Source organism: Ignavibacteriota bacterium (assembly GCA_016218045.1).
GTDB lineage: Bacteria > Bacteroidota > Ignavibacteria > SZUA-365 > SZUA-365 > JACRFB01.
Genome location: JACRFB010000052.1, coordinates 1 through 21,879 on the forward strand (window position 1 = coordinate 1; position 21,879 = coordinate 21,879).

The 21,879-nt window shown below is 59.9% G+C and carries 19 protein-coding genes; all 19 read left to right on the top strand.

What is annotated here, in order from left to right; all coding sequences use genetic code 11:
- Positions 1-389: hypothetical protein (locus tag HY962_13135; GenBank protein ID MBI5647867.1), on the top strand; the 389-nt coding region annotated here is incomplete at its 5' end.
- 83 nt (positions 390-472) lie between these two features.
- Complete coding sequence (locus HY962_13140) at positions 473-844, top strand: DUF309 domain-containing protein (GenBank protein ID MBI5647868.1); 372 nt, start codon at positions 473-475, stop codon at positions 842-844.
- Positions 845-870: 26 nt separating this feature from the next.
- Entirely contained in the window at positions 871-1,203 is a 333-nt protein-coding gene (locus HY962_13145) for a 4Fe-4S dicluster domain-containing protein (protein MBI5647869.1), read from the top strand.
- Between the two features lie 74 nt (positions 1,204-1,277).
- Positions 1,278-2,141: an MBL fold metallo-hydrolase gene (locus tag HY962_13150; protein MBI5647870.1), complete on the top strand. Its 864-nt coding sequence runs from the start codon at positions 1,278-1,280 to the stop codon at positions 2,139-2,141.
- Between the two features lie 9 nt (positions 2,142-2,150).
- Positions 2,151-2,510, top strand: coding sequence for a nitrite reductase small subunit NirD (nirD, locus tag HY962_13155; protein MBI5647871.1), 360 nt, complete (start codon positions 2,151-2,153; stop codon positions 2,508-2,510).
- Entirely contained in the window at positions 2,504-3,586 is a 1,083-nt protein-coding gene (gene queG / locus HY962_13160) for a tRNA epoxyqueuosine(34) reductase QueG (protein MBI5647872.1), read from the top strand. Before nirD ends, queG begins: the two co-directional genes overlap by 7 nt.
- 114 nt (positions 3,587-3,700) lie before the next feature.
- Entirely contained in the window at positions 3,701-4,645 is a 945-nt protein-coding gene (gene trxB / locus HY962_13165) for a thioredoxin-disulfide reductase (GenBank protein MBI5647873.1), read from the top strand.
- A 78-nt stretch (positions 4,646-4,723) separates the two neighbouring features.
- Positions 4,724-5,455, top strand: coding sequence for a (Fe-S)-binding protein (locus HY962_13170; GenBank protein MBI5647874.1), 732 nt, complete (start codon positions 4,724-4,726; stop codon positions 5,453-5,455).
- A complete protein-coding gene (locus tag HY962_13175) occupies positions 5,452-6,864 on the top strand; it encodes an iron-sulfur cluster-binding protein (protein ID MBI5647875.1) in 1,413 nt (470 codons plus the stop codon). Before HY962_13170 ends, HY962_13175 begins: the two co-directional genes overlap by 4 nt.
- The gene (locus HY962_13180; GenBank protein ID MBI5647876.1) at positions 6,851-7,564 is read left to right on the top strand and encodes an LUD domain-containing protein; all 714 of its coding nucleotides are present in this window, start codon (positions 6,851-6,853) and stop codon (positions 7,562-7,564) included. Before HY962_13175 ends, HY962_13180 begins: the two co-directional genes overlap by 14 nt.
- Before the next feature lie 84 nt (positions 7,565-7,648).
- Positions 7,649-8,701, top strand: coding sequence for a hypothetical protein (locus tag HY962_13185; protein ID MBI5647877.1), 1,053 nt, complete (start codon positions 7,649-7,651; stop codon positions 8,699-8,701).
- A 69-nt stretch (positions 8,702-8,770) separates the two neighbouring features.
- Positions 8,771-9,304: a hypothetical protein gene (locus HY962_13190; GenBank protein MBI5647878.1), complete on the top strand. Its 534-nt coding sequence runs from the start codon at positions 8,771-8,773 to the stop codon at positions 9,302-9,304.
- A gap of 224 nt (positions 9,305-9,528) precedes the next feature.
- Positions 9,529-11,499, top strand: a complete 1,971-nt coding sequence (gene lysF / locus HY962_13195; protein MBI5647879.1) for a homoaconitase — start codon at positions 9,529-9,531, stop codon at positions 11,497-11,499.
- 444 nt (positions 11,500-11,943) lie between these two features.
- Positions 11,944-13,374, top strand: a complete 1,431-nt coding sequence (locus HY962_13200; GenBank protein ID MBI5647880.1) for an MmgE/PrpD family protein — start codon at positions 11,944-11,946, stop codon at positions 13,372-13,374.
- Between the two features lie 657 nt (positions 13,375-14,031).
- A complete protein-coding gene (locus HY962_13205; GenBank protein MBI5647881.1) occupies positions 14,032-14,469 on the top strand; it encodes a VOC family protein in 438 nt (145 codons plus the stop codon).
- 130 nt (positions 14,470-14,599) lie between these two features.
- On the top strand, positions 14,600-14,755 hold the full coding sequence (locus HY962_13210; GenBank protein MBI5647882.1) for a T9SS type A sorting domain-containing protein: 156 nt from the start codon (positions 14,600-14,602) through the stop codon (positions 14,753-14,755).
- Positions 14,756-17,666: 2,911 nt separating this feature from the next.
- Entirely contained in the window at positions 17,667-18,029 is a 363-nt protein-coding gene (locus tag HY962_13215) for a T9SS type A sorting domain-containing protein (protein MBI5647883.1), read from the top strand.
- Positions 18,026-20,002, top strand: coding sequence for a VWA domain-containing protein (locus HY962_13220; protein MBI5647884.1), 1,977 nt, complete (start codon positions 18,026-18,028; stop codon positions 20,000-20,002). The genes HY962_13215 and HY962_13220 overlap by 4 nt, the downstream gene beginning before the upstream one ends.
- Before the next feature lie 366 nt (positions 20,003-20,368).
- Positions 20,369-21,847 carry a phytoene desaturase gene (crtI, locus tag HY962_13225; protein MBI5647885.1) on the top strand — a complete coding sequence of 493 codons (1,479 nt, stop codon included), beginning with the start codon at positions 20,369-20,371 and terminating at the stop codon, positions 21,845-21,847.
- Positions 21,848-21,879: the final 32 nt, after the last annotated feature.

Here is a 21,879-nt window from a genome sequence, read left to right on the forward strand (position 1 = left end):
ACGATTCCGGCAGGGGGCGGAAGTATCCGTTGGCGGGATATCCCTTTCGCAGTGTCATCGAGCAACTCCAGCCCTTCGATTACACGTCGGACATCACCGACGACGAGTGGCGGGTTCGGATGATACGTGCTCTGCCCATCTTGCGCTTCACTCCCGGGCTTGCGCGACTCGGAGAGCATCTCCTGGGCGTGATATATCAGGAGAATCCGGGAAGCCGACCCACAGGCGCGTTTCTGTTGTTGTTCGATACACAGTCCTACCGGCGTGTGGGATACGTGCTCAACCGGTGGTCCAACATCCTGTACGACGCCCGCACGGGCGAGTTCGGTGGCTTCCGGAAGGAGGGCGAGGATCTGATTGTGGAGTTCGGCAGGGTGCTGCCGGAGTAAGGGAAGCGTGTCGCTGCGGGGTCGGGAACGCCCATTTTGGATGTTCCCGACCCCCTTTGTATGTTGAACGACGAGTTGCCTCTATGCACGATCTGTTTCTCGAAGGTGTAGCCCATTTCAACGCCCATGACTTTTTCGAATGCCATGACTGCTGGGAAGAACTGTGGATGGACACCATCGGCCACGACAAGCTGTTTTATCAGGGAATGATACAGGTCGCAGTGGGATACTACCACGCATCACACGGCAACTTCACGGGGGCGCGCAGTCTTTTCGACAAAGCCCTCCCGAAACTGCGTCCATACGCGCCGCTGCATCGGCGCGTGGATCTCGCGACACTGCTCCCCGTCTTCGAAACACACGCGGCCGCGTTCGATCAGTCGGCGCGCGGCATCCTTTCCTTCGATTCCAACAACGCACCGACCATACACCTGGTTGACAACAGCGTTTCCTGATTCATACCAGTCTCACGGAGGTTTTCATGGCAATCTATATCACAGAGGAATGCATCAACTGCGGCGCCTGCGAGCCCGAGTGCCCGAACACGGCCATCTATGAAGGCGGTGCGACCTGGACGCTCGGCGGCACCACCTTCGGCGCCAACGATGCCTCCCCGACGGGCGCAACAGGCTTCTGGTCGTCGGACTTCTTCTACATCGTTCCCGACAAGTGCACCGAGTGCGAGACCTTCCACGACGAACCGCAGTGCGCGGCAGTGTGTCCGGTGGACTGCTGCCTCCCGGATCCGAAACATGTCGAATCCAAGGAGCAGTTGAACGCCAAGGTCGAGTATCTGAACGGTATCGGCCGCTGAACCCGCGTCCCGCATATTTCAGAGAAAGAGGTCTGTTTTTCCGAACAGGCCTCTTCCATTTGTGAGAGGATACCATGCAGCAGACACAGTTCGGCAGTTTCACCGTCTCATCCCTTCGCGCGGGCGACCTGCGGCTCGACGGCGGCGCCATGTTCGGCGTTGTCCCGAAGACGCTGTGGGAGAGGACCAATCCGCCGGACGCACAGAACCGCATCGCGATGACGATGCGTGTGCTGCTGATCCGTCACGGCGACCGCGTCATCCTCGTCGATACAGGCGTCGGCACGAAGGACTCCGCCAAATTCCGCGAGATCTTCGCGCTGGATTTCGCGACCTACACACTCGAGGGACAACTGGCCGCCGCGGGTCTTACACCCGCCGATGTCACCGATGTGATTCTGACACATCTGCACTTCGATCACGTGGGCGGCGCGGTGCAGCGCGGCGATGAGGGTCTGCTGCTGACCTTCCCGCAGGCCACGCATTACGTGCAGCGTGTGCAGTGGGAATGGGCGCTCGCGCCGTCGGACCGCGACAAGGCCAGCTACATCCCCGACAACTATCTGCCCTTGCGCGAGCACGAGAAACTCGCCCTGCTCGACGGCGACACGGAACTTTTTCCGGGCCTGTTTCTCCGTGTGGTGAACGGGCACACCTTCGGGCAGCAGCTCGTCGAATTGACCGACGGCGCGCGCTCACTCGTGTACTGCGCGGATCTGGTGCCGATGTCGGCGCATGTGCCCGCGCCTTACATCATGGGCTACGATCTGCAGCCCTACGTGACTCTACAGGAAAAGAAACACATCCTCGACACCGCGGCCACACGCGGCGATGTGCTCGTCTTCGAGCATGATCCGGGAGTGGAAGCGGCACGTATCACCCGCGACATCAAGGGCTTCCGTATTGAAAAGAGCGGTGGTGTGGAGGACGTGTTGTGAGGAACCGACGTGGACACTGAGAATACGGATCAGACAACAGCGCAGTGGATCAAGCTCGGCAAGACCGACGATGTGCGAGAGAAGCGGCCGATGGTCCGAGAGGTACGCGGACACGAAATCGCCGTGTTCCGCGTGGGCGCGGAGTACTTTGCCATCTCGAACGTCTGCCCGCATCAGCACGCCCCGGTACTTGCCGAAGGGCTCGTGATGGGCACGCAGGTAACCTGTCCCATGCACGGGTGGACCTACGATCTGCGCACCGGCTGCGCGGTGCAGGCGAGCGGCCGCGTCCGCACCTTTGAAGTACGCGTGGAGGACGGCACGCTGTATCTACGCACGCCCGACACAGCGGCGGAGCCCTCGTGGTAGACACAGCCGCAGCCACCGTCGCGGTGAAAACCGCGGCTCTGCAGGCCGGATTCACACAGGTCGGGATAGCACGCGCGGAGGCACTTGTCGAGGAGCGCGCGCGACTCGAGGAGTGGTTGCGACGCGGACACCATGCGGGCATGGCGTGGCTTGCGCGCGACGTGACTCGGCGCTGTGATCCGCGCGAGGTTCTCCCCGGCGCGCGTTCTGTCATCGTGGTGAGTTGCACCTATCTGCACGGCGGGGAAGAGGCGGAGGCGCCGACGCGGCGGGGCAAAATTGCACGATACGCGCGCGGCCGCGATTACCATCGTGTGCTGCGCCGCATGCTGCGGAAGGTCGAGGCGGCGATACAGCACATTGATCCCGAAGCCCGATCCCGCAGTTTTGTGGACAGCGGTCCGGTATTGGAAAAGGCCTGGGCTGTGCGCGCGGGACTAGGATGGATCGGCAAACACACCAATCTCATTTCGCGCACGCAGGGATCCTGGTTTTTCCTCGCCGCCGTGCTTACCACCGCCGCGTTCGAGTACGATGCGCCGGCGGTCGATCATTGCGGTACCTGCACCGCGTGTATCGACGCCTGTCCCACACACGCCATCCCCGAGCCGTACGTGCTCGATGCGCGCGCGTGCATTCCGTATCTCACGATAGAACTGCGCGACCCGGTGATGCCGGAACTCGAACACACGGATTTCCGCAACTGGGTGTTCGGCTGCGACATCTGCCAGGAAGTGTGTCCCTGGAATCGTTTCGCATCCGAGACACAGCACGACGACTTGCGTCCGCGCGCTGCCACAACGCTGCCCTCGCTCGACTGGCTCGCCGATATTGACGAGCAGGAGTTCGTCCGCGCGTTTGCAGGCACACCCGTGATGCGCGCGAAGGCCGCGGGGATGAGGCGCAATGCGCGGTGGCTGCTGCGGGAATCGGACAGCGGGACAGCGGGAGCGGAACAACGAAATAGTGTCACGCTGAGCGTAGTCGAAGCGCGACGGGACAGCAGGAGAGCGGGACAGCGGGAGAGCGGGACAGCGGGAGAGCGGGACAGCGGGACAGCCGGAGAGCGAACTTGAGCTTCGCTGATACCGCTTGTGGAGCTTCGGACGGGAATCGTTTCATAGAGGTTGGCATCATACATTTGCAATAATTCGCAGTTGGTTATTTGGATTCACAAAGAGAAGAACATCATGGAACATCGGAAAGTCATCATCATCGGATCGGGTCCGGCCGGACTCACAGCGGCTCTGTACGCGGCGCGCGCAAACCTCACTCCGCTCATCTTCGAAGGCAGCCAGCCCGGCGGACAGTTGACGATCACGACCGAAGTCGAGAATTTCCCCGGCTTCCCCGAGGGAATCATGGGTCCGAAATTGATGGACGACATGCGCACGCAGGCGACACGATTCGGAGCCGAATCCCGTTTCGAGATGGTCACCTCCGTCGATTTTTCCTCGCATCCATTCCGCATCACCGTCGACGAGGCCGTGTACACCGCCGATGCCGTCATCGTCGCCACGGGCGCATCGGCCAAACTGCTCGGACTCGAAGGAGAATCGCGCTTCATGGGCTACGGCGTCTCGGCCTGCGCCACCTGCGACGGATTCTTTTTCCGCAATCAGGAAGTTGCCGTTGTTGGCGGAGGCGATACCGCCATCGAGGAGGCGCATTACCTCACCAAATTCGCGTCGAAGGTCACCATCATTCATCGGCGCGACGCTCTGCGCGCATCGAAGGTGATGCAGGAGCGCGCGCTCACAAATCCGAAAATCGAGTTCCTCTGGAACAACACCGTGGAAGACGTCGTGGGCGTCGAGGATAACGGCGTGCGGCGCATGACACATCTCGTGCTGCGGAACACCGTCACGGGCGAGCGCAGCGACTTCCGCGTCGACGGGCTGTTCATCGGCATCGGACATCAGCCCAACACCGCGCTCTTTCAAGGCGTGCTCGACATGGACGAAACCGGCTACCTGCTTCCGCAAGGGCGGAGCACCTACACAAACATCGAGGGGGTGTTCGCCTGCGGCGACGTGCAGGACAGCGTGTACCGCCAGGCCATATCGGCGGCGGGCAGCGGCTGCATGGCGGCCATCGACGCCGAACGCTGGCTCGCCAACCGCGGCATACACTAGCGGACCGCCCATTTTCGGATCGTTCACTCCGATATTCCGCGCACAGCGCGGGCGTTTCACATCGACGAGGCAGAACGCGTGACTGTATCACTTTTTCTTCCGTGTTACACAGACCAGTTCTTCCCGGCCACGGGACTGAGCATGGTTTCGGTGCTCGAACGCCTCGGGCATCGCGTGGTTTTCGACGAGCGGCAGACCTGCTGCGGGCAGCCGGCCTTCAACACCGGCTATCACGACGAGGCCCGCCGTCTGGCGGCCCGCTTCATTCGGATTTTCCGCGACGCGGAATACGTGGTGGCGCCCTCCGGTTCCTGTGTCACCATGACAAAGTTGATGTACGGCGGCGAATTGTCGCTGCCCGAGGCGGAGCGGCGCGCGTTCGAGGAAATACGTCCGCGAATACACGAGTTCACCGCCTTTCTGGTGGACGTGCTGGGTGTGACCGATGTGGGCGCGTCGTACGAGGCACGCGTCACCCTGCACGATTCGTGTCACGCGCTGCGGGAACTGCGCATACACGATCAACCGCGCGCGCTGCTCCGCGCCGTGCGCGGACTCGACTTCGTCGAGATGGCGCATCCCGACGTCTGCTGCGGTTTCGGCGGCACCTTCTCGGTGAAGAACGCGGGCATATCAACCGTGATGGGCCGCGACAAGGCCGACGATGCCGTTGCCAGCGGCGCCGAGGTGGTGACGGCCGTGGATTCGAGCTGCCTGATGCACATCGACGGGATACTGCGCGCGCGCAACCTGCCGCTTCGCGCCGTACACATCGCCGACATACTCGCCTCCGGAGAGCGGGCACTATGACACACGACGAGTTCACTCCGGCGCGTTTCCACACCCTTGTCGGCGAACGAATCGGCGACGCCTCGCTGCGGCACAACGTGCGGCGCGCCACCGACACCTCGATGAAAAAACGCGCGGACGTGATTCGCGACTATCCCGACTGGGAAGAACGGCGGGACGCGGCGGCGGAAGTAAAACGCCACGTGATGGCGCATCTGCGCCACTACCTCGAACTGTTTGAAACGCAGGCCACGGCCGCCGGAGCCGTGGTGCATTACGCGCGCAGCGGCGAGGAAGCGCGGGCGATCGTGCTTGACATCGCGCGGCGAAGCGGCGCCCGCATCGCCGTGAGGTCGAAGTCGATGACGTCGGAGGAAATCGAACTCGGGCGGGCGCTTGCGGAGTTGGGAATCGATTCCGTTGAGACGGATCTGGGCGAATACATCGTACAGATCGCGGGGGAGCCGCCCTCGCACATCACGGCGCCCGCCTTGCACAAGTCGCGCGACGAAATCGGCGCGTTGTTCGCGCGTGTGCTCGGCATTCCCTTCACCAACGATCCCGAGGAACTCACCGCCATAGCCCGGCGTGTTCTGCGCGAGAAATTCCTGGGCGCGGATCTCGGCATCTCGGGCGTCAATTTTGCGGTCGCCGACAGCGGCGCCATCTGCATCGTCGAGAACGAGGCAAATGCGCGCATGACCACCACGCTGCCCCGCGTGCATGTGGCGCTGATGGGCATAGAAAAACTTGTGCCCGATATGCGCTCGCTGACGCTGCTGCTCTCGATGCTCGCGCGCAGCGCCACGGGCCAGCGGCTCTCGTGTTACACGAACATCATCCGCGGGCCGCGGAGGGAAGGGGAGTGGGACGGACCCGATGAGCTGCACATCGTCGTGCTCGACAACGGACGCAGTGGCCTGCACGCGGATCCGCGCCTGCGCGAGGTGCTGCACTGCATCCGCTGCGGCGCCTGCATGAACACCTGCCCCGTCTATCGCAGTATCGGCGGGCATGCCTACGGCTCGGTGTATTCCGGACCGATCGGGTCTATCGTCACGCCGGCGCTGCGCGGACTTTCACACGCGAAGGATTTGCCCTACGCAAGTTCGTTGTGCGGCGCCTGCACCGACGTGTGTCCGGTGCGTATCGACCTGCATCACCATCTGCTCGCCTTACGCGGCAGGGCGGTGCAGTCGCGGCTCGGACACCCGCTCGAACGCCTGGGCATGCGTCTGTTTCTCCTCGGCATGACATCGCCGCTGTTGTACCGTATCGGGTCCGCGCTGTTCCGCTTTGCCGCGCCCCTTTTTGGTGACGGCGAGGGCGGTCTGTCGGTACCGGTATGGTCCGCCACTCGGCGTTTTCCACTTCCGGCGGAAAAATCGTTCCTGCAACTTTGGAAGGAGCGTACGGATGAGCGCGCGTGACGATATCCTTCACCGGTTGAGTTTCGGATCCGCCCCCGCACCCGATCCAGCGGCCCTCGACGCACTTTTCGCCACCATCGAGCCCGCCGCCGAGCAGGATCCGGTAGCGCTGCTGCTCGAGCGCGCGCGTGAACACGGCTGCGAGGCCGCCCGTGTGCCTGATGCCGCGGCCGCCGCGTTGTGGATCACGGACTTTCTCACGCGCCACAACTGTGCCACCGTGGCCGCCGCGCCCTCGACACCTGAACCTGTCATGGCCGCGCTTCAGACGCGTGTATCCGGAGCCGACGGCCGCGTCCTGCATGTCCTGCCCGAAACCGGCGCGGATCCCGAAGCGCGGCACGCGCGGAGAGTACTGCTGGAAACCTGCGATGCGGGTCTGACAGGCGCGCTGGCGGGATTTGCCATGGAAGGCGGCATCGCCCTGCGCAGTTCCGCAAATGAGAGCCGCGCCGTATCTTTGTTGACCCGGGCGCATGTTGCGATAGTGCGCACCGCCTCCGTGTACCCGAGTCTCGCGGCGTGGTCGGCATCCCTGTCCAACGTCGTGCAGGGCGGGGACGGCAGCGCGGTGACACTTGTGACAGGCCCGAGTAAAACGGCGGATATCGAAAAAGTTCTCGTGACCGGCGTGCACGGTCCCAAAATCTTCGCGATTCTTGTGTTGGACGAGGGATTGGAACCGGACGCGCAGCGCTGACACCCGCGCGGCCGGATCCGCTTCACGGGAGTACCCGGGCGGCATCGACGTCCACAACCAGAATCCCATGGAGGAGAAAATAGAATGCGCGTATTGATGGATGAACTCATCGACTTCAAAAAATCGCTGCCCGGGGACCTCTCGAAGCAGGTCTCGGAAGTGCGCTTTGTGGTGTACGCCGTACACCCCGGCATGCGTGTACCGCTGGTGCTCGATCTGCTCCTGACACGCCGTCCGGCCGAAGTGAGCAACTTTGCCACGGCGGATGAAATCGTGTCGGTGATACACGGCGGCGGATCGGAACCCGATCTGCTCGTGGTGGAAGGGAATGGCGATCATGCGGGCGTTGCGGAGATGACACGCAAGTTCGGCTGCCGCGTGTATTCGCTCGGTTTCGACGTCAAAAACATCGACGCCGTGGCCGAGACCCTGCGCGCCCGCGGCGCGAGCTTCATTCAGGACGCGCCCTTCGAGCGCGACGGCATGCGGCATCTGTCCACGACGCAGTCGCACAACACGGGCGACACCTTCATCTACGTCGAACGCAAGAAAAAAACGGACAATTACCTCTTTTTCCCGAACGCCATCGAAATCCCCATCGACATCGAGATCGCCGAGGCGATGAAGAAAAAGGCGCGCCTGAAGACGTACGCCTCATTCGAGGCCCTCGATCACATCCTGTACCGCATCCGCCACGCGCATCTGCTCGAGGCGGCGCGCGAGCTGATCGCGTTCACGCCGTACACCCTGCAGGAATCGCTGGATGCGGACGAGAACGACACGCGCCTCCTTCGCTTCCGGAAAGGGAAGTCGGCGTTCTCGATCGCCATGCTCGCGGGCCGCAGCGAACATTCCGCCGCCGAGGAGTATGTGCGCGCACACGGACCGCGTGTGCAGCACTTTGCGTACACCGTCGCCGATCTCAAAAAGGCCGTCCTGTCGCTGCGCAAGCGCGGCATCAGTTTCGACAGCGACGCCATTCTCGGCGGTGCCGAGGAAGGCATGGCGCAGATCTACACAACACCCTCGCCGTGCGCCGGCGACGTGACCGAGTACCTCGAACGCTACGACGGCGGCAACGCGCTGTACCCCGCGGGCGCCGCGCGCGGCGTGTATCAGGATCTGTCCGTCGCCTGATCACGCGTGCGGCGGCCTAGCCCTCCCAACACAGCACCTCCCACCACTCCCCACATATTTGAGGATTTCATGAACGACCTGGTTCCCCGCCTGCTGCCCGAAGTACTCGACATCAGCGACGAAAAGATACGCGCCGGCGTCATCGCCTGTTGGGACGAGGCGATCGCGTACCGCGGCTGGACCGAAGACCTGCTGCGCGCGATTCCCTTCACGCTGCTCGCGAGCAATGTGAGCATCTCCTTCATCGACCACGTGCGGGCCGTCTGCCGTATGTGCACCGCCGTCGACGATGTGCTCACCGCCGTGCACGGCGCGAAAAAGACGCCCGTCAACCGCGACTACCTCATCGCGGGCGCGCTTCTCGCCGATGCCGGAAAACTCTTCGAGTACGAAATCGTGGACGGGAAGTCGATCAAATCGGATTTCGGCAAACACATCCGCCACCCGTTCAGCGGCGTGGCCCTGGCCTTCAAACACGGGCTTCCCTCGGAAGTGATGCACGTCATCGCCACACATTCCAAGGAAGGCGCCGGCGAAAAACTGCTGCCCGAAAGCATCATCTTCCACCACTGCGATTTTATAGACTTCGATCTCGTGAAATAAGCCGCGCCCGCGGCAAGCAGGTTAATGCAGGAGGAACGGAGGGAAGGACACTCTCCTTTCCGTTTCCTCCTGCGGCGATCACACGGCACCGCGGCACTACGACGGCGCACAGCCGACGACGATTCGTCCCCCGCGCGACACATCGCGGCTGACAAAAAAAGTCTCCCTTCCTCCGTTTCTCCTGTGTACAGACCCCCTTTGTTTCCATCACTCAGGACACGCACATGCCACAGAATCTCATCGAAAAAATAGCGCAGCGCTACGCCGTCGGTCTCGAAGAGGGACACGAGGTGCGCAGCGGCGATTACATAACCATACAGCCGGCGCATGTGCTCACGCACGACAATACCGGAGCGGTAATTCCGAAATTCCGCAGCATCGGCGCGACGGCGCTGAAGAATCCGCGGCAGGTGGTTGTGACCCTCGATCACGACGTGCAGAATCGCACCGAGAAGAACCTCGAGAAATATGCCAAGATCGAGGCCTTTGCACGCGGGATGGGAGCGGACTTCTATCCCGCGGGACGCGGCATCGGTCATCAGATCATGTGCGAGGAGGGCTACGCGTGGCCGGGAACCATGGCCGTGGCGTCCGACAGTCACAGCAACATGTACGGCGGACTCGGCTGCCTCGGCACGCCGATCGTACGCACCGACGCCGCAGCGATTTGGGCCACCGGTCAGACGTGGTGGCAGGTGCCGCCCGTGGCGCGTGTCCGGCTCACCGGATCGCTGAAGCCGGGCGTGCGTGGAAAGGATGTGATCATCGCGCTCTGCGGATATTTCCGCAAGGACGAGGTGCTCAACCACGCCCTTGAATTCACCGGCGACGGTGTGGCCGCGCTGACCATCGAGCAGCGGTTGACCATCGCCAACATGTCCACCGAATGGGGCACCATGGCGGGAGTGTTTCCCGTCGACGCTGTCACCATCGCCTGGCTGCGCGCGCGCGCGGCGACGGTTGCGGCACGCGGGCTCGAGGGTGTTCCCTCCGACGCCGACGGCCGCGGCCTGCATCCGCGCATCAATACGGCGCGCATCGACGCGCTCGAGAACGACATCCTTCAGCCCGATGCCGACGCGTTCTACGCGCGCACCATCGAGTTCGATCTCGGCAGCATCGAGCCCGTTGCGTCCGGACCCAATTCCGTCAAGACCATGACTCCCGTGGCCGTGCTGCGCGACCAGCGTATTCCGATTCAGAAGGCATACCTGGTGTCCTGCGTCAACAGCCGCCTCGAGGATTTGATCGAGGCCGCGGATGTAGTGCGCGGCCGCAAGGTTGCCGAGGGTGTGTCGTTCTACATCGCGGCGGCATCGAGCGAAGTGCAGCGCGACGCCGAGGCGCACGGCGCATGGTCGGCCCTGCTCGCCGCGGGCGCCATTGAACTTCCGCCGGGGTGTGGTCCGTGCATCGGCCTCGGCATCGGCCTTCTGGAAGAAGGGGAGGTGGGCATCTCGGCCACGAACCGGAATTTCAAGGGCCGCATGGGCGCCGCATCGTCCCAGGCCTATCTCGCGTCGCCCGCCGTGGTGGCCGCGTCGGCCATCGCGGGGTATATCGACAGTCCCTACGAGGCCGGGACCGGCGGCATCCGCGGATCCATCGCCATACACGAAAAAACAGCCGGTGCCGCGACACGCACGCAGGTGATTGCCGGCTTCCCCGATGTGATCGAGGGCGAGATCCTCTTCTGTCATCAGGACAACCTCAACACCGACGGCATCTATCCCGGGAAGTACACCTACAACGACGACTTCACGCCGGAGCAGCAGGCCGCCGTTGTGATGGAGAATTACGATCCGTCTTTCGGCAGCATCGCACAAGAGGGCGACATTCTCGCGGGCGGATTCAATTTCGGAACGGGCAGCTCGCGCGAACAGGCCGCAACGGCGCTGAAATACCGCGGCATCCGTCTCGTGCTCGCCGGCTCCTTCAACGAAACCTACAAGCGCAACGCGCTCAACAACGGTTTTCTCGTGATCGACGCGCCGGGTTTAATCAACGACCTCAAAGCACGCTTCGGAACCGACACGTTGACCGTCCGCACCGGCGTACACTGCCGCATCGACCTCCGCCTCTCCGAACTCGAAGCGGCAGGAAAAACCTACTCCATCGATCCAGTCGGTCCGAGCGCCCAGGAATTAGTCCTCCTCGGCGGCCTCGAAGAATGGGTGCGCCGCCGCCTCGTATAATTGTCCCACACAACGAGAGGAGCACAAACACACTTTTCTTGTACACCACAAAATCGTGTTGGAACAAAAAATACAAGAAAGTCTCCGTTCCCTCCGTTCCTCCTGTGCACACCCGTCATATCACCTTCACCACATTTTGATACGCCACGCAAGCATGTTGGAACAAAAAAGAAAGTCTCCGTTCCCTCCGTTCCTCCTGTGAACACCCGTCCTATCACCCTCACCACATTTCGATACACCACGAAATCGTGTTGGTTCAAAAATTAAAAAAAGTCTCCGTTTCCTCCGTTCCTCCTGTGCACACCCGTCAAATCACCTTCACCACATTTTGATACTCCACGCAAGCATGTTGGAACAAAAAAGAAAGTCTCCGTTCCCTCCGTTCCTCCTGTGAACACCGCCTTCCACCTGTAATCACACTCACTCAAAACTCCCACACCACACATGGAAAAATCTATCGCCCGCACCATGGCCGAATATGCCGTCGGCCTGAAATATGAAGATCTGCCCGCAGACGTCGTGCACGAAGTGAAGCGCTACCTCTACGATTCCGTGGGCTGCGCGTACGGCGCGACAGGAACGCGCGATGTCACGATGATGAAGGACGTGCTTCTCGACATGGGCGGCACGCCCGAGGCCACCGTGCTCGGTTTCGGTCACAAGCTTCCCGCGGCGAATACCGCGCTGCTCAACGCGCTGATGATTCGCTCGCTCGACTTTAACGACATCTACTGGAAGGAGGATCCATCGCATCCGTCCGACATCATTCCCGCGGCGCTTGCGGCGGGTGAGCGTGTGGGCGCGTCGATGAAGGACGTGATCACCGCCATCGTGCTCGCGTACGAATTCGAGCAGCGGCTCTGCGAGTTCGCCGTGCCGGGGATTCGTGAACGCAAATGGCATCACGCCACACTCACGCAGTTCGTGTCGCCCCTCGTCGCCGGCAAGGTGCTCGGACTGACGGTGGACCAGATGGTGAACGCCATCGGCATCAGCGGATCACACAGCCACACCATCGGCTGTCCCACCGCGGGCAAACTCACCATGATGAAAAACACGGTCGATCCGATGGCCACGCAGGCAGGCGTCTTCGCGGCGCTGCTCGCGCAGAAGGGATACACGGGCACCGAAGCGGTGTTTGAAGGCAAGGAAGGATTCATGGACTGCTTCTTCGGCTGGGATGTGAAGGCACAGCAGGTGCAGCCGGTGCCGATGCAGGGTCGAGAAACTCTCGGCGAGTGGGGATGGAATCTCGACAAGCTCATCGGCGGACTCGGTTCCTCGTACAAGATTCTCGAATGTTCGATGAAGGCCTTCCCGACCGAGGCGCTGACACACACACACATTTCGTGTCTGCTGAAAACCGTGACAGGACACAACATCAGCTACGACCAGATCGAGAGTGTCACCGTCACCACCATCGCGCGCGCATGCGACATCCTCTTTGATCCGCACAAGTACCGTCCCGAAAGCCGGGAGACCGCGGACCATTCACTACCGTACTGCCTCGCGGTGGCCATGGTGGATCACAAGGTGACAACACAGTCGTTCAGCGACGAGAAACTGAAGGATCCCAGAATCTGGGAAGTGATCGATCGTATCAAGGGCGAGGCCTCGATGGAATTCGAGCAGATGTTCCCCGCCAAACAGCCCTCGCGTGTCGTGATCCGCACCAAGGATGGACGCGAGTTCTCGGAGTATCTCGAATATCCGAAAGGTGATCCCCGCGAACCGATGACCATGGAGGATCTCGACAACAAGTTCGAAGCTCTCGCCGGCGCACTCTCCGCCGAAAAACGTGCCGCGGTCAAGGATACAATCTTTGGCTGCGACGTGATGAACGTGCGCGAGTTTATGCAGGCGCTTGTTGTCTGATTCGATTCATGTGGTGGATACAGAACCCTCTCCGTTTCGGGGAGGGTTTTTTTTGGAGGAGCTAGGATTGAGGAGGTAGGAATTAGGATTTGGGAGGAGGGAGTGGGGAGTAGGGAGGAGGGAGTAGGGAGAGCGGGAGAGCGGGACAGCGGGAGTGCGGGAGCTGTGACATGCCGAGTTTGTCGAGGCACGACGGATCAGTTTCCAGAAAATCGCGCACACGCTCTCGCAATGCGGTTTTCACGTCTCGCAATGCGGTTTTCACGGTTCGCAATGTGGTTTTCACGCGCTGCAATGCGGTTTTCACGTCTCGCAATGCGGTTTTCACGCGTTGCAATGCGGTTTTCACGTCTCGCAATGCGGTTTTCACGTCTCGCAATGCGGTTTTTACGGCTCGCAATGTGGTTTTCACGGATCGCAATGCGGTTTTCACGTCTCGCAATGTGGTTTTCACGGATCGCAATGCGATGTTCACGACTTGCAATGTGGTGTTCACGGCACGCAATGCGATGTGAACGCGTTGCAATGCGATGTGAACGTGTCGCAATGCGATGTGAACGTGTCGCAATGCGGAAATCATCCGAAATTCATTGCATGATCTCCGTCCGGCTTCTATTTTCAGACTCCGTTTTCTTTCACCCCACAAAGGAAAATACCATGACAACAGTGAACGTGTATCTGAATTTCGCCGGGAACTGCGAAGAGGCGTTCGAATTCTATAAATCCGTGTTCGGCGGAGAATTCCCGTATGTCGGACGTTTCAAGGACATGCCGCCGCAAGAGGGTATGCCGCCGCTGCCGGCGGAGATGGAAAACCAGATCATGCATATCTCGCTGCCGATCGGTGGCGACACCATGCTGATGGGGAGCGATACCGGCGGCGAATGGGCGCCGAGCTATGTGCAGGGCAACAACTTCGCCATCTCGATCAGCACCGACACGAAGGAAGAAGCCGACCGGCTCTTCGCCGGACTCTCCGCCGGCGGCACCGTCACCATGCCGCTCAGCACCGCCTTCTGGGGCTCCTACTTCGGCATGTTCACCGACAAGTTCGGTGTGAACTGGATGGTGAGCCAGGGCGGCGAGGGAATGTAACAGCAGCAGTGCAGTAAAGTGGCAAAGTGGCAAGGTAGCAAGGTGGCAAGGTAGCAAGGTAGCAATGTGGAATTGTAACACGGTGGAAACTGTGAAAGCGGTTTCCACCTTTTTTTACTCAACCTGTCGAATGCAAATAATATGTCTCCGCCTGTTGCGTTCGGGCGAGGAGCCGTCGGGCAGCCGTGTCCTCGATGTGGACGTGGCGGGTCTGCGCGCGGGGCTGTACTTTGTGCGGGTGACCGGCAGGCAGGCGACACAGACAGTGAAACTGCTCATACGTTGATAAGCCCTCGCAACGGATCGATTTTGCTTGACTATGACTATTCTCGTCCGTATAATTTCCTTACAGACCTTCGTTGAACGTCCCGTGAACACAGGTGGAATTCCGGACACATGTTCAGCTCACAACAGATTCTGGGTGAATTCATGCGTTGACATCCTACGGTCAAACTGGCCGGGGATACACCACCAATATTTGGAGGATTGGTTATGAAACGCAGCACCGCCCCACCCCCCCCGTCACTTGTAACTCTGAACAACAGTAGCCGCCAACGTTACAAGTTGGTGGGGTTCGTTCAGGTGTCCTCCGAACCATCCTTATCCAAAGTACAAGAACGCCACTGTGTGCAACCGTCGGGTAGCTCAGTTCTGGCTTCGATTGTCGGACTCTCGTTGATATTGTTCATACTTGCACTAACTCCTGACACGTCAGACGCGCATGATTATTCGCGGCAGAATGTTGCCTTCAAATCTGCAATAATGTCGGCCGTTCCCCCAGTAGAATATATATTCACATCCGTGGGACAGAGCCAAACAATGGCATCTGGTTCACACATGATCATAGTGAGCAGCAGGACGGGATTCTGCATTAACATCTCTGAATACCCACCCCAAGGTACTGATTGCGCACCCGGTGATTGTTCCAATCCTCCATGTTACTGCTCTGCAACGGTCAGATTCAAGTCCGGACTCATGTGTGGCAACATTGCGAATCCTCAACCATGTTCCCAGTCTTGGTTCCCAATCAATTGTTGCAGTTCTGTGTCCAATGGGGACACGATTTGGATTGATATTGATGTGTGCGCAACAAAAAGCTGGTGGCGACGGCAATTCCATGCCCTTGTTGAGTTCGGGGCGGCCGCGTTAGCAAAGAACAGATTCTCCTGGTCGCCCTAACACCGGGCGACCAGGAGGTTGAAATTATGATCCAAGTTCAGGACACTCCAGTGCTCAAAAACCGCATCCTCTTCATCCTCGCCTGTATCATTCCGTGGCTCGGGAACAACTATCCGTGTCAAGCTCAAACATTACGCCAGATATATCCAGACTGGCCGTGTGAAACTCTTACATCTCTCTGTGTCTCGGGCTCCGATACATTATTCGCCACCGGTCTTAACGCCACAATCCTGATCTCCACAAATGGGGGTGCAAACTGGTCTCTCCAACAACGAATATATGGAGCTTACGATTACTGGAGGTCGGGGTGGTATGACGGTTCACTGTGGGTTCTCCCATCAGGTCTATCTTACAGAGATGAATTGCTGCGTGACTCATCCAATCTCTTCCTTTTACGATTCGGATTAGACGGGACTAGTGAACGCATTCAGATTCCATTATCGCTCGGAGTGGATGAAAACTCTGTTCTTGGTCTGGATCTCTCGGCCAATCAGGCTGCCGCATTTGTCGCATACTGGTCACCAACACAAGGCCAGTCTCGAGCGGTTCGTACGACTACGGGAGGACGTACGTGGGACGTTGTACCGCTTCCCAGCGATGGAAAACCGTCGATCATGAATGCACTGTTCTTTCACGATGCTAGAAGAGGGCACGCAATCACCGCGGAAGAAGCTGACGGGGATTATCACCTCTACCTTACAAATGACGCAGGGTTGTCGTGGCAGCGCGCAAACGAGATTCAGTTTCGCACTCGCTGGCACAGCGGGTGGCTAGGATATCCGGTAAGTTGGATTGATGATAGCAGTATTGTCGCCATTTCGCGCAATACAGAGGTGTATTTAAGCAGAGACTATGGTCGGACATGGCAATTACGCAATATCTCACTTCCTGCAATTGGGATTTCCATTGCCATGCGAGGTTCGGGGGTAGGGATTATGGTCGGGGCCGGTCTGGATGTGTATCGCACCACAGATTTTGGCACGACGTGGGTGGCGCTTACACGCCAAAGGGCAGCTTCCGAGCAATCCATAGTTCGTCTTTTGAAGGATTCGACGTTCGTGATAATCACTGAAACTGGAATGAGATTCGGCAGCTCTGACGCAGGGCAGACGTGGAACGGTCAATACCACGAATATCGTAACGGTCTACTCCCCAGATATTTCCACAATAACACCCAAGCATATTCGCTTGCGATGCCACCCGGTTCTGATCTTACAACAGTCATTGCTGGTACCACAGATACAGCGAAAACTTGGCGCACGCTGAACCTACCAGAGTATGACGCAGTGCTTGGAGTTATACCAATCTCGCCAACAGAGGTCCTGGCATTTCGGACATCCACAACTGCAACAGGACCGCTTGTATACCGGACATCCGATGCAGGAAACACCTGGACAAGCGTTCTCGCGTCCGGGCAACCTGATGCCGCATTGCACCTCAATAATATGCGTGACAGGTTGCATCGCGGTCGCGACACCGTATTTCTCGCCGGGAGAGAAGGCATGTATTGCAGCAGCGATCAGGGAAAATCTTGGACCTACTATGCAAGAGAAGGATTTCCGCGTACGAGCGATTCGATTTGGTATACCATGGATCTGACATATCGGGAGTACTCCTGGTCGCTATTCGGTGGTTCGATATTTCGTTCGGCAGATGATGGACGCACGTGGGAGCGTGTCCTGACAATGCCTCCGAACAATACACGATTATCAGTTCTTGGACCAAAAACCGTTGCGGTGTATTCGACATTTCGTGAACATGGCGCTGCTCGCGATGTTACAGGAACGCTGTATCACACTGAGGATGGAGGTATACAGTGGTCAAGTAGTCCACTTCGCGGCGACAATCCTCGTGTGAGAACCGAAGGTGGACTAAATATGGAGGGACGCGGGATTGGTGTATTATATAAGAACAATACGATCCCAGGTGGCACAAAATATATTATAAACATGACGACAGATCTTTGGAGATCATATACGCCTGTGTGCAGTATTAATGAACGAAACAATGTTACGATCGTGACCATCGACAAGCATGATCCTCTCGTATTTCGCGGTCATGTAATATACCGCCTAACATCGTACTCCTCAACCACGATTAACTACAACCATACGCCACAACAGGCGCTGCTCGGTCCCGCCTACCCGCAGCCGGCGCGTACACGCGTGCAGGTGCCGTACACGGTGGAGCATGCGGGGACGCTGCGTTTTGATCTGTACGACGCGATGGGCCGCCACATCCGCACACTGCGAGCCGGCGAGGAGTCGCCGGGCAGCCGTGTCCTCGATGTGGACGTGGCGGGTCTGCGCGCGGGGCTGTACTTTGTGCGGGTGACGACGCCCTCCGGCGTTGATGTGCGACGTATCAGCGTGCTGCCATGAAACGAGGTCTGATCCTTCCACTTCTTCTTCTATGTCTGTGCACTACGTCCGCACAGTTGCGCCTCGAGGTGCCTGCGCTCGACATGCAGGCCCTTCCGCATGTGCGTATGCGTGTGTTGCTGTTGCGCGATGGTGCGCCCTACGCCGCATCAGCCCGCGCCACGTGGCGGCTCACACAGAACGGTCGGCCCGTCGATATCGAGGTGGCGTGTCCCGACAGCGGCTGGTTCAACGCGGTGGCACTTGTGCTCGACAACTCGGGTTCGATGACCGGTGTCTCGCTGGATGGACTCAAGTCAGCGGCCCATACGCTGGTCGACAGTCTGCGTCCCGTCGACGAAACGGCCATCGTCACCTTCGGTACAGGTGTGCAGGTGACACGCGACTTCACCGCGGCAAAGGACTCGCTGCATCGCGCAATCGATACGCTGCGTGCCGGCGGGAACACTCCGCTGTACGACGCCATCATGGAGGCACTGCGGCGCATCTCCCTGAAGCAGGGCCGGAAGGCGCTGGTTGTATTCACCGACGGGGTCGACAACGCGTCCTCGTCGAGTTTCGAGGATATACGCGCTGCGGCCTCCGCGGCGGGCGTGCGCCTCTTCACCATCGGTTTCGGCGGCGGGGCGGTATCGGAGCGGCAGCTCCAGCTACTGGCCACCGAGACCGGGGCACGCTACTTCCGTGTGTTCGGCGCGTCGCAGTTGCGCGAGGTGTTTGCCGCCATCGCCAGCGACCTGACCTTCCCCGGCTGTGTGCTCACGTGGCAGGCGCCATCCTGCACCGACAGTACACGCTTCCTCCACCTCGAGGCCACGGCGCAGGGGCAGACGGCGATGTGGGACAGTGTTGTGCAGTTTCCCTTCCGACCAGATACACTGACATTGCGTGTGGACGCTCCTCCCGAGGTGGATCCCGGGGGAAACGTGATCGCCTACCTGCGGCTTACACCACGTGTGCACACCGGCCTGTTGCTCAGTTTCCGTTTTCTGTTCCGCTACGATGCCGCACTGCTCGACATCGCCCCATTGCTTCCTGTGACGGTCGGCACCATCACGCAGAATACACGCGTGACATTGCGCGCGTTGCGACCGGGCACAATCGAGTGCAGCGCCGAACTCATCGAGCCGGCGTTTCATACCGGGGCGTTGCTCGGTTTCCGTCTCACAGGACGCGCGGCCGACAGCAGCCGTCCCGTGATACTGGCCATCGACAGTCTGGAGTTCGAAGCCGGCTGCGCCAGTGTTGTTCACACTGTGCCCGACACCATCGATGTGTGCCAGTGCCTTGTGTTGGCACCCGCGGAGGTGTCGGTACCCGTCTTCAGTCAGGGCGGTTCGGAACTCACCGCAACGGTCCGTTACCCGGCTGCATTCCGTGGCAGGCCCGGGGTGTTTCACCTGCAGTTCCGGCACGATGCACACCTGCGATTTCTGCGCGCGGAGGGCGGGGCAGGGGATCGGTTACGCTGGCAGAGCGAAGGCAGTTCGGTGCGTGTTTCCGGAGCGGGGGATGGATCCGCAACCGGCGATTCAGTACTCTGTCGCCTTGTGTTTGCTGCCGCGTCGCTGCCTGCAGGAGCGCATGCGGGACTACTTGTACATGATGCTCGCGCATACGCCGACTGCTGCGTATGGAATACAGCGGAAATATCCGACAGCACGTCCATCGACGGTTACTGTACACCGCTACTTGGCAGAGCGTCCAGTGCGCGTCTCGGCGCACCGTACCCGCAACCGGCCAATGGGATGGTGCTGTTACCGGTGCATATGCCATCCGGTCAGGCACAACAGATTCGTATCGTACTCACCGCCGGAGACGGCGCGGAAGTATTCCGTCTTCACGACGGTTTACTTCAGCCGGGCACGCATGTGCTGCGCTGCGATCTCGTGGCGCTTCCGTCCGGAGTGTACCACATTCACCTCCAGAGCGAGACCGCGGGCGAGACACGTTCTTTTCGCATAGTGCGTTGAATGGAGATCGGGTTCGGGACCTTGTCTCTCTCCCGCTGTCCCGCTGTCCCGCTGTCCCGTCGCGCTTCGACTCCGCTCAGCGAGACACTATTTCGTTGTTCCGCTCCCGCTCTCCCGCTGTCCCGCTCTCGCGCTGTCCCGTCGCGCTTCGACTCCGCTCAGCGAGACACTATTTCGTTGTTCCGCTCCCGCTCTCGCGCTGTCCCGCTCTCGCGCTGTCCCGTCGCGCTTCGACTCCGCTCAGCGAGACACTATTTCGTTGTTCCGCTCCCGCTGTCCCGCTCTCCCGCTGTCCCGCTCTCCACACCGGGAACCCCGCGAAGCGCGCGGCGTGTTGTAGGGGGCAGTACATATGGAATGCCACACGTGAAAGACATCATCATCATAGGCGCCGGGTTCGGCGGACTCGCAGAGGCGATACGGCTTCAGGCGCGCGGATACCGCGTTACACTGCTTGAACAGCGGGAGCGGGTCGGCGGGCGCGCGTATCAACTTGTGAAGGACGGCTACACCTTCGACATGGGACCGTCGCTCATCACTGCGCCGTTTATCATTCAGGATGTGTTTGCCGCGGCGGGGAAGCGCATGGAGGACTACCTCGACGTCGTTCCACTCGATCCCTTTTACCGCATCTATTTCCACGACAAAAGTTATGTCGATTACTCCGGCGACTCCGAGGCGATGAAGGCGCAGCTTCGCGCAATCAATCCTGTCGACGCCGATGCCTACGACCGCTTTTTTCACGATATCAAGGCCGTGTACGATGCGGTAATCACGGAAGGCATGGGCGCGCAGGATTTTGGATCGCTGAAGCAGTTCTTCTCGTTTGCGCCGCGCGCCATGTCGCTCAAGGCGCTCAAGCCCGTTCATTCCTTTGTTGCGGACTATTTCACCGATCCCAAGTCGCGTTTCCTTTTCTCGTTTCACCCGCTGTTTATCGGCGGGTCGCCCTTCCGCGCACCAAGTGTGTACATCATGATTCCGTATCTCGAGAAAGAGGGCGGCGTGTGGTTTTCGAAAGGCGGCATGTACAGTCTGGTGAATGCCTTCGAGCGTGTGTTCCGCGAGTTGGGAGGCACCATCCGTACGAGTGCGAAGGTGGACGAGATTCTTGTCGAAAACGGTACCGCCGCGGGTGTGCGCCTGGGGGACGAAGTCCTGCGTGCCGACGCGGTTGTATCGAACGGCGACGTGCCCTGGGTGTACCGCAACATGCTGAAACCCGAACACAGGCGGCGCTGGAGCAACCGCCGCATCGACCGCCTGCACATCTCGATGAGTGTGTTCCTGTTGTATATCGGCGTGAAGAAGCAGTACCCCGCGCTGAAACATCACACATTGATTCTGAGCGAGCGCTACCGCGAACTGATCGGCGACATCTTCGACCGGAAAATTCTGGCCGACGATTTCTCGATGTACCTGCATGTGCCCACACGCACCGATCCCGCCATGGCGCCGCCGGGCTGCGACAGCATGTATCTGCTCGTGCCCGTGCCGCATAACGGATCGGGAATTGATTGGCAGAGCATGGCCGCGCCGTTCCGCGAGAAACTTCTCGCCTTCCTCGAGGAGGAATTCGGTCTCGAGGATTTCCGCGCGAACATCGAGGTGCTCGAGACGTTCACTCCTGACGATTTTGCCTCGCAGTTGCTTTCGCTCTACGGCAATGCCTTCAGCATCGAACCGCGGCTCACGCAGACGGCGTGGTTCCGTCCGCACAACCGCAGCGAGGATGTGCGCCGTCTCTACTTCGTCGGCGCGGGCACCCATCCCGGCGGGGGAGTGCCCGGTGTGCTTCTGTCGGCCGAGGCAACGGAGAAGTGCATTGTGCAGGATCTTTCCTGATATTTGTATCAACGCAGCCAGACACTCGAGGG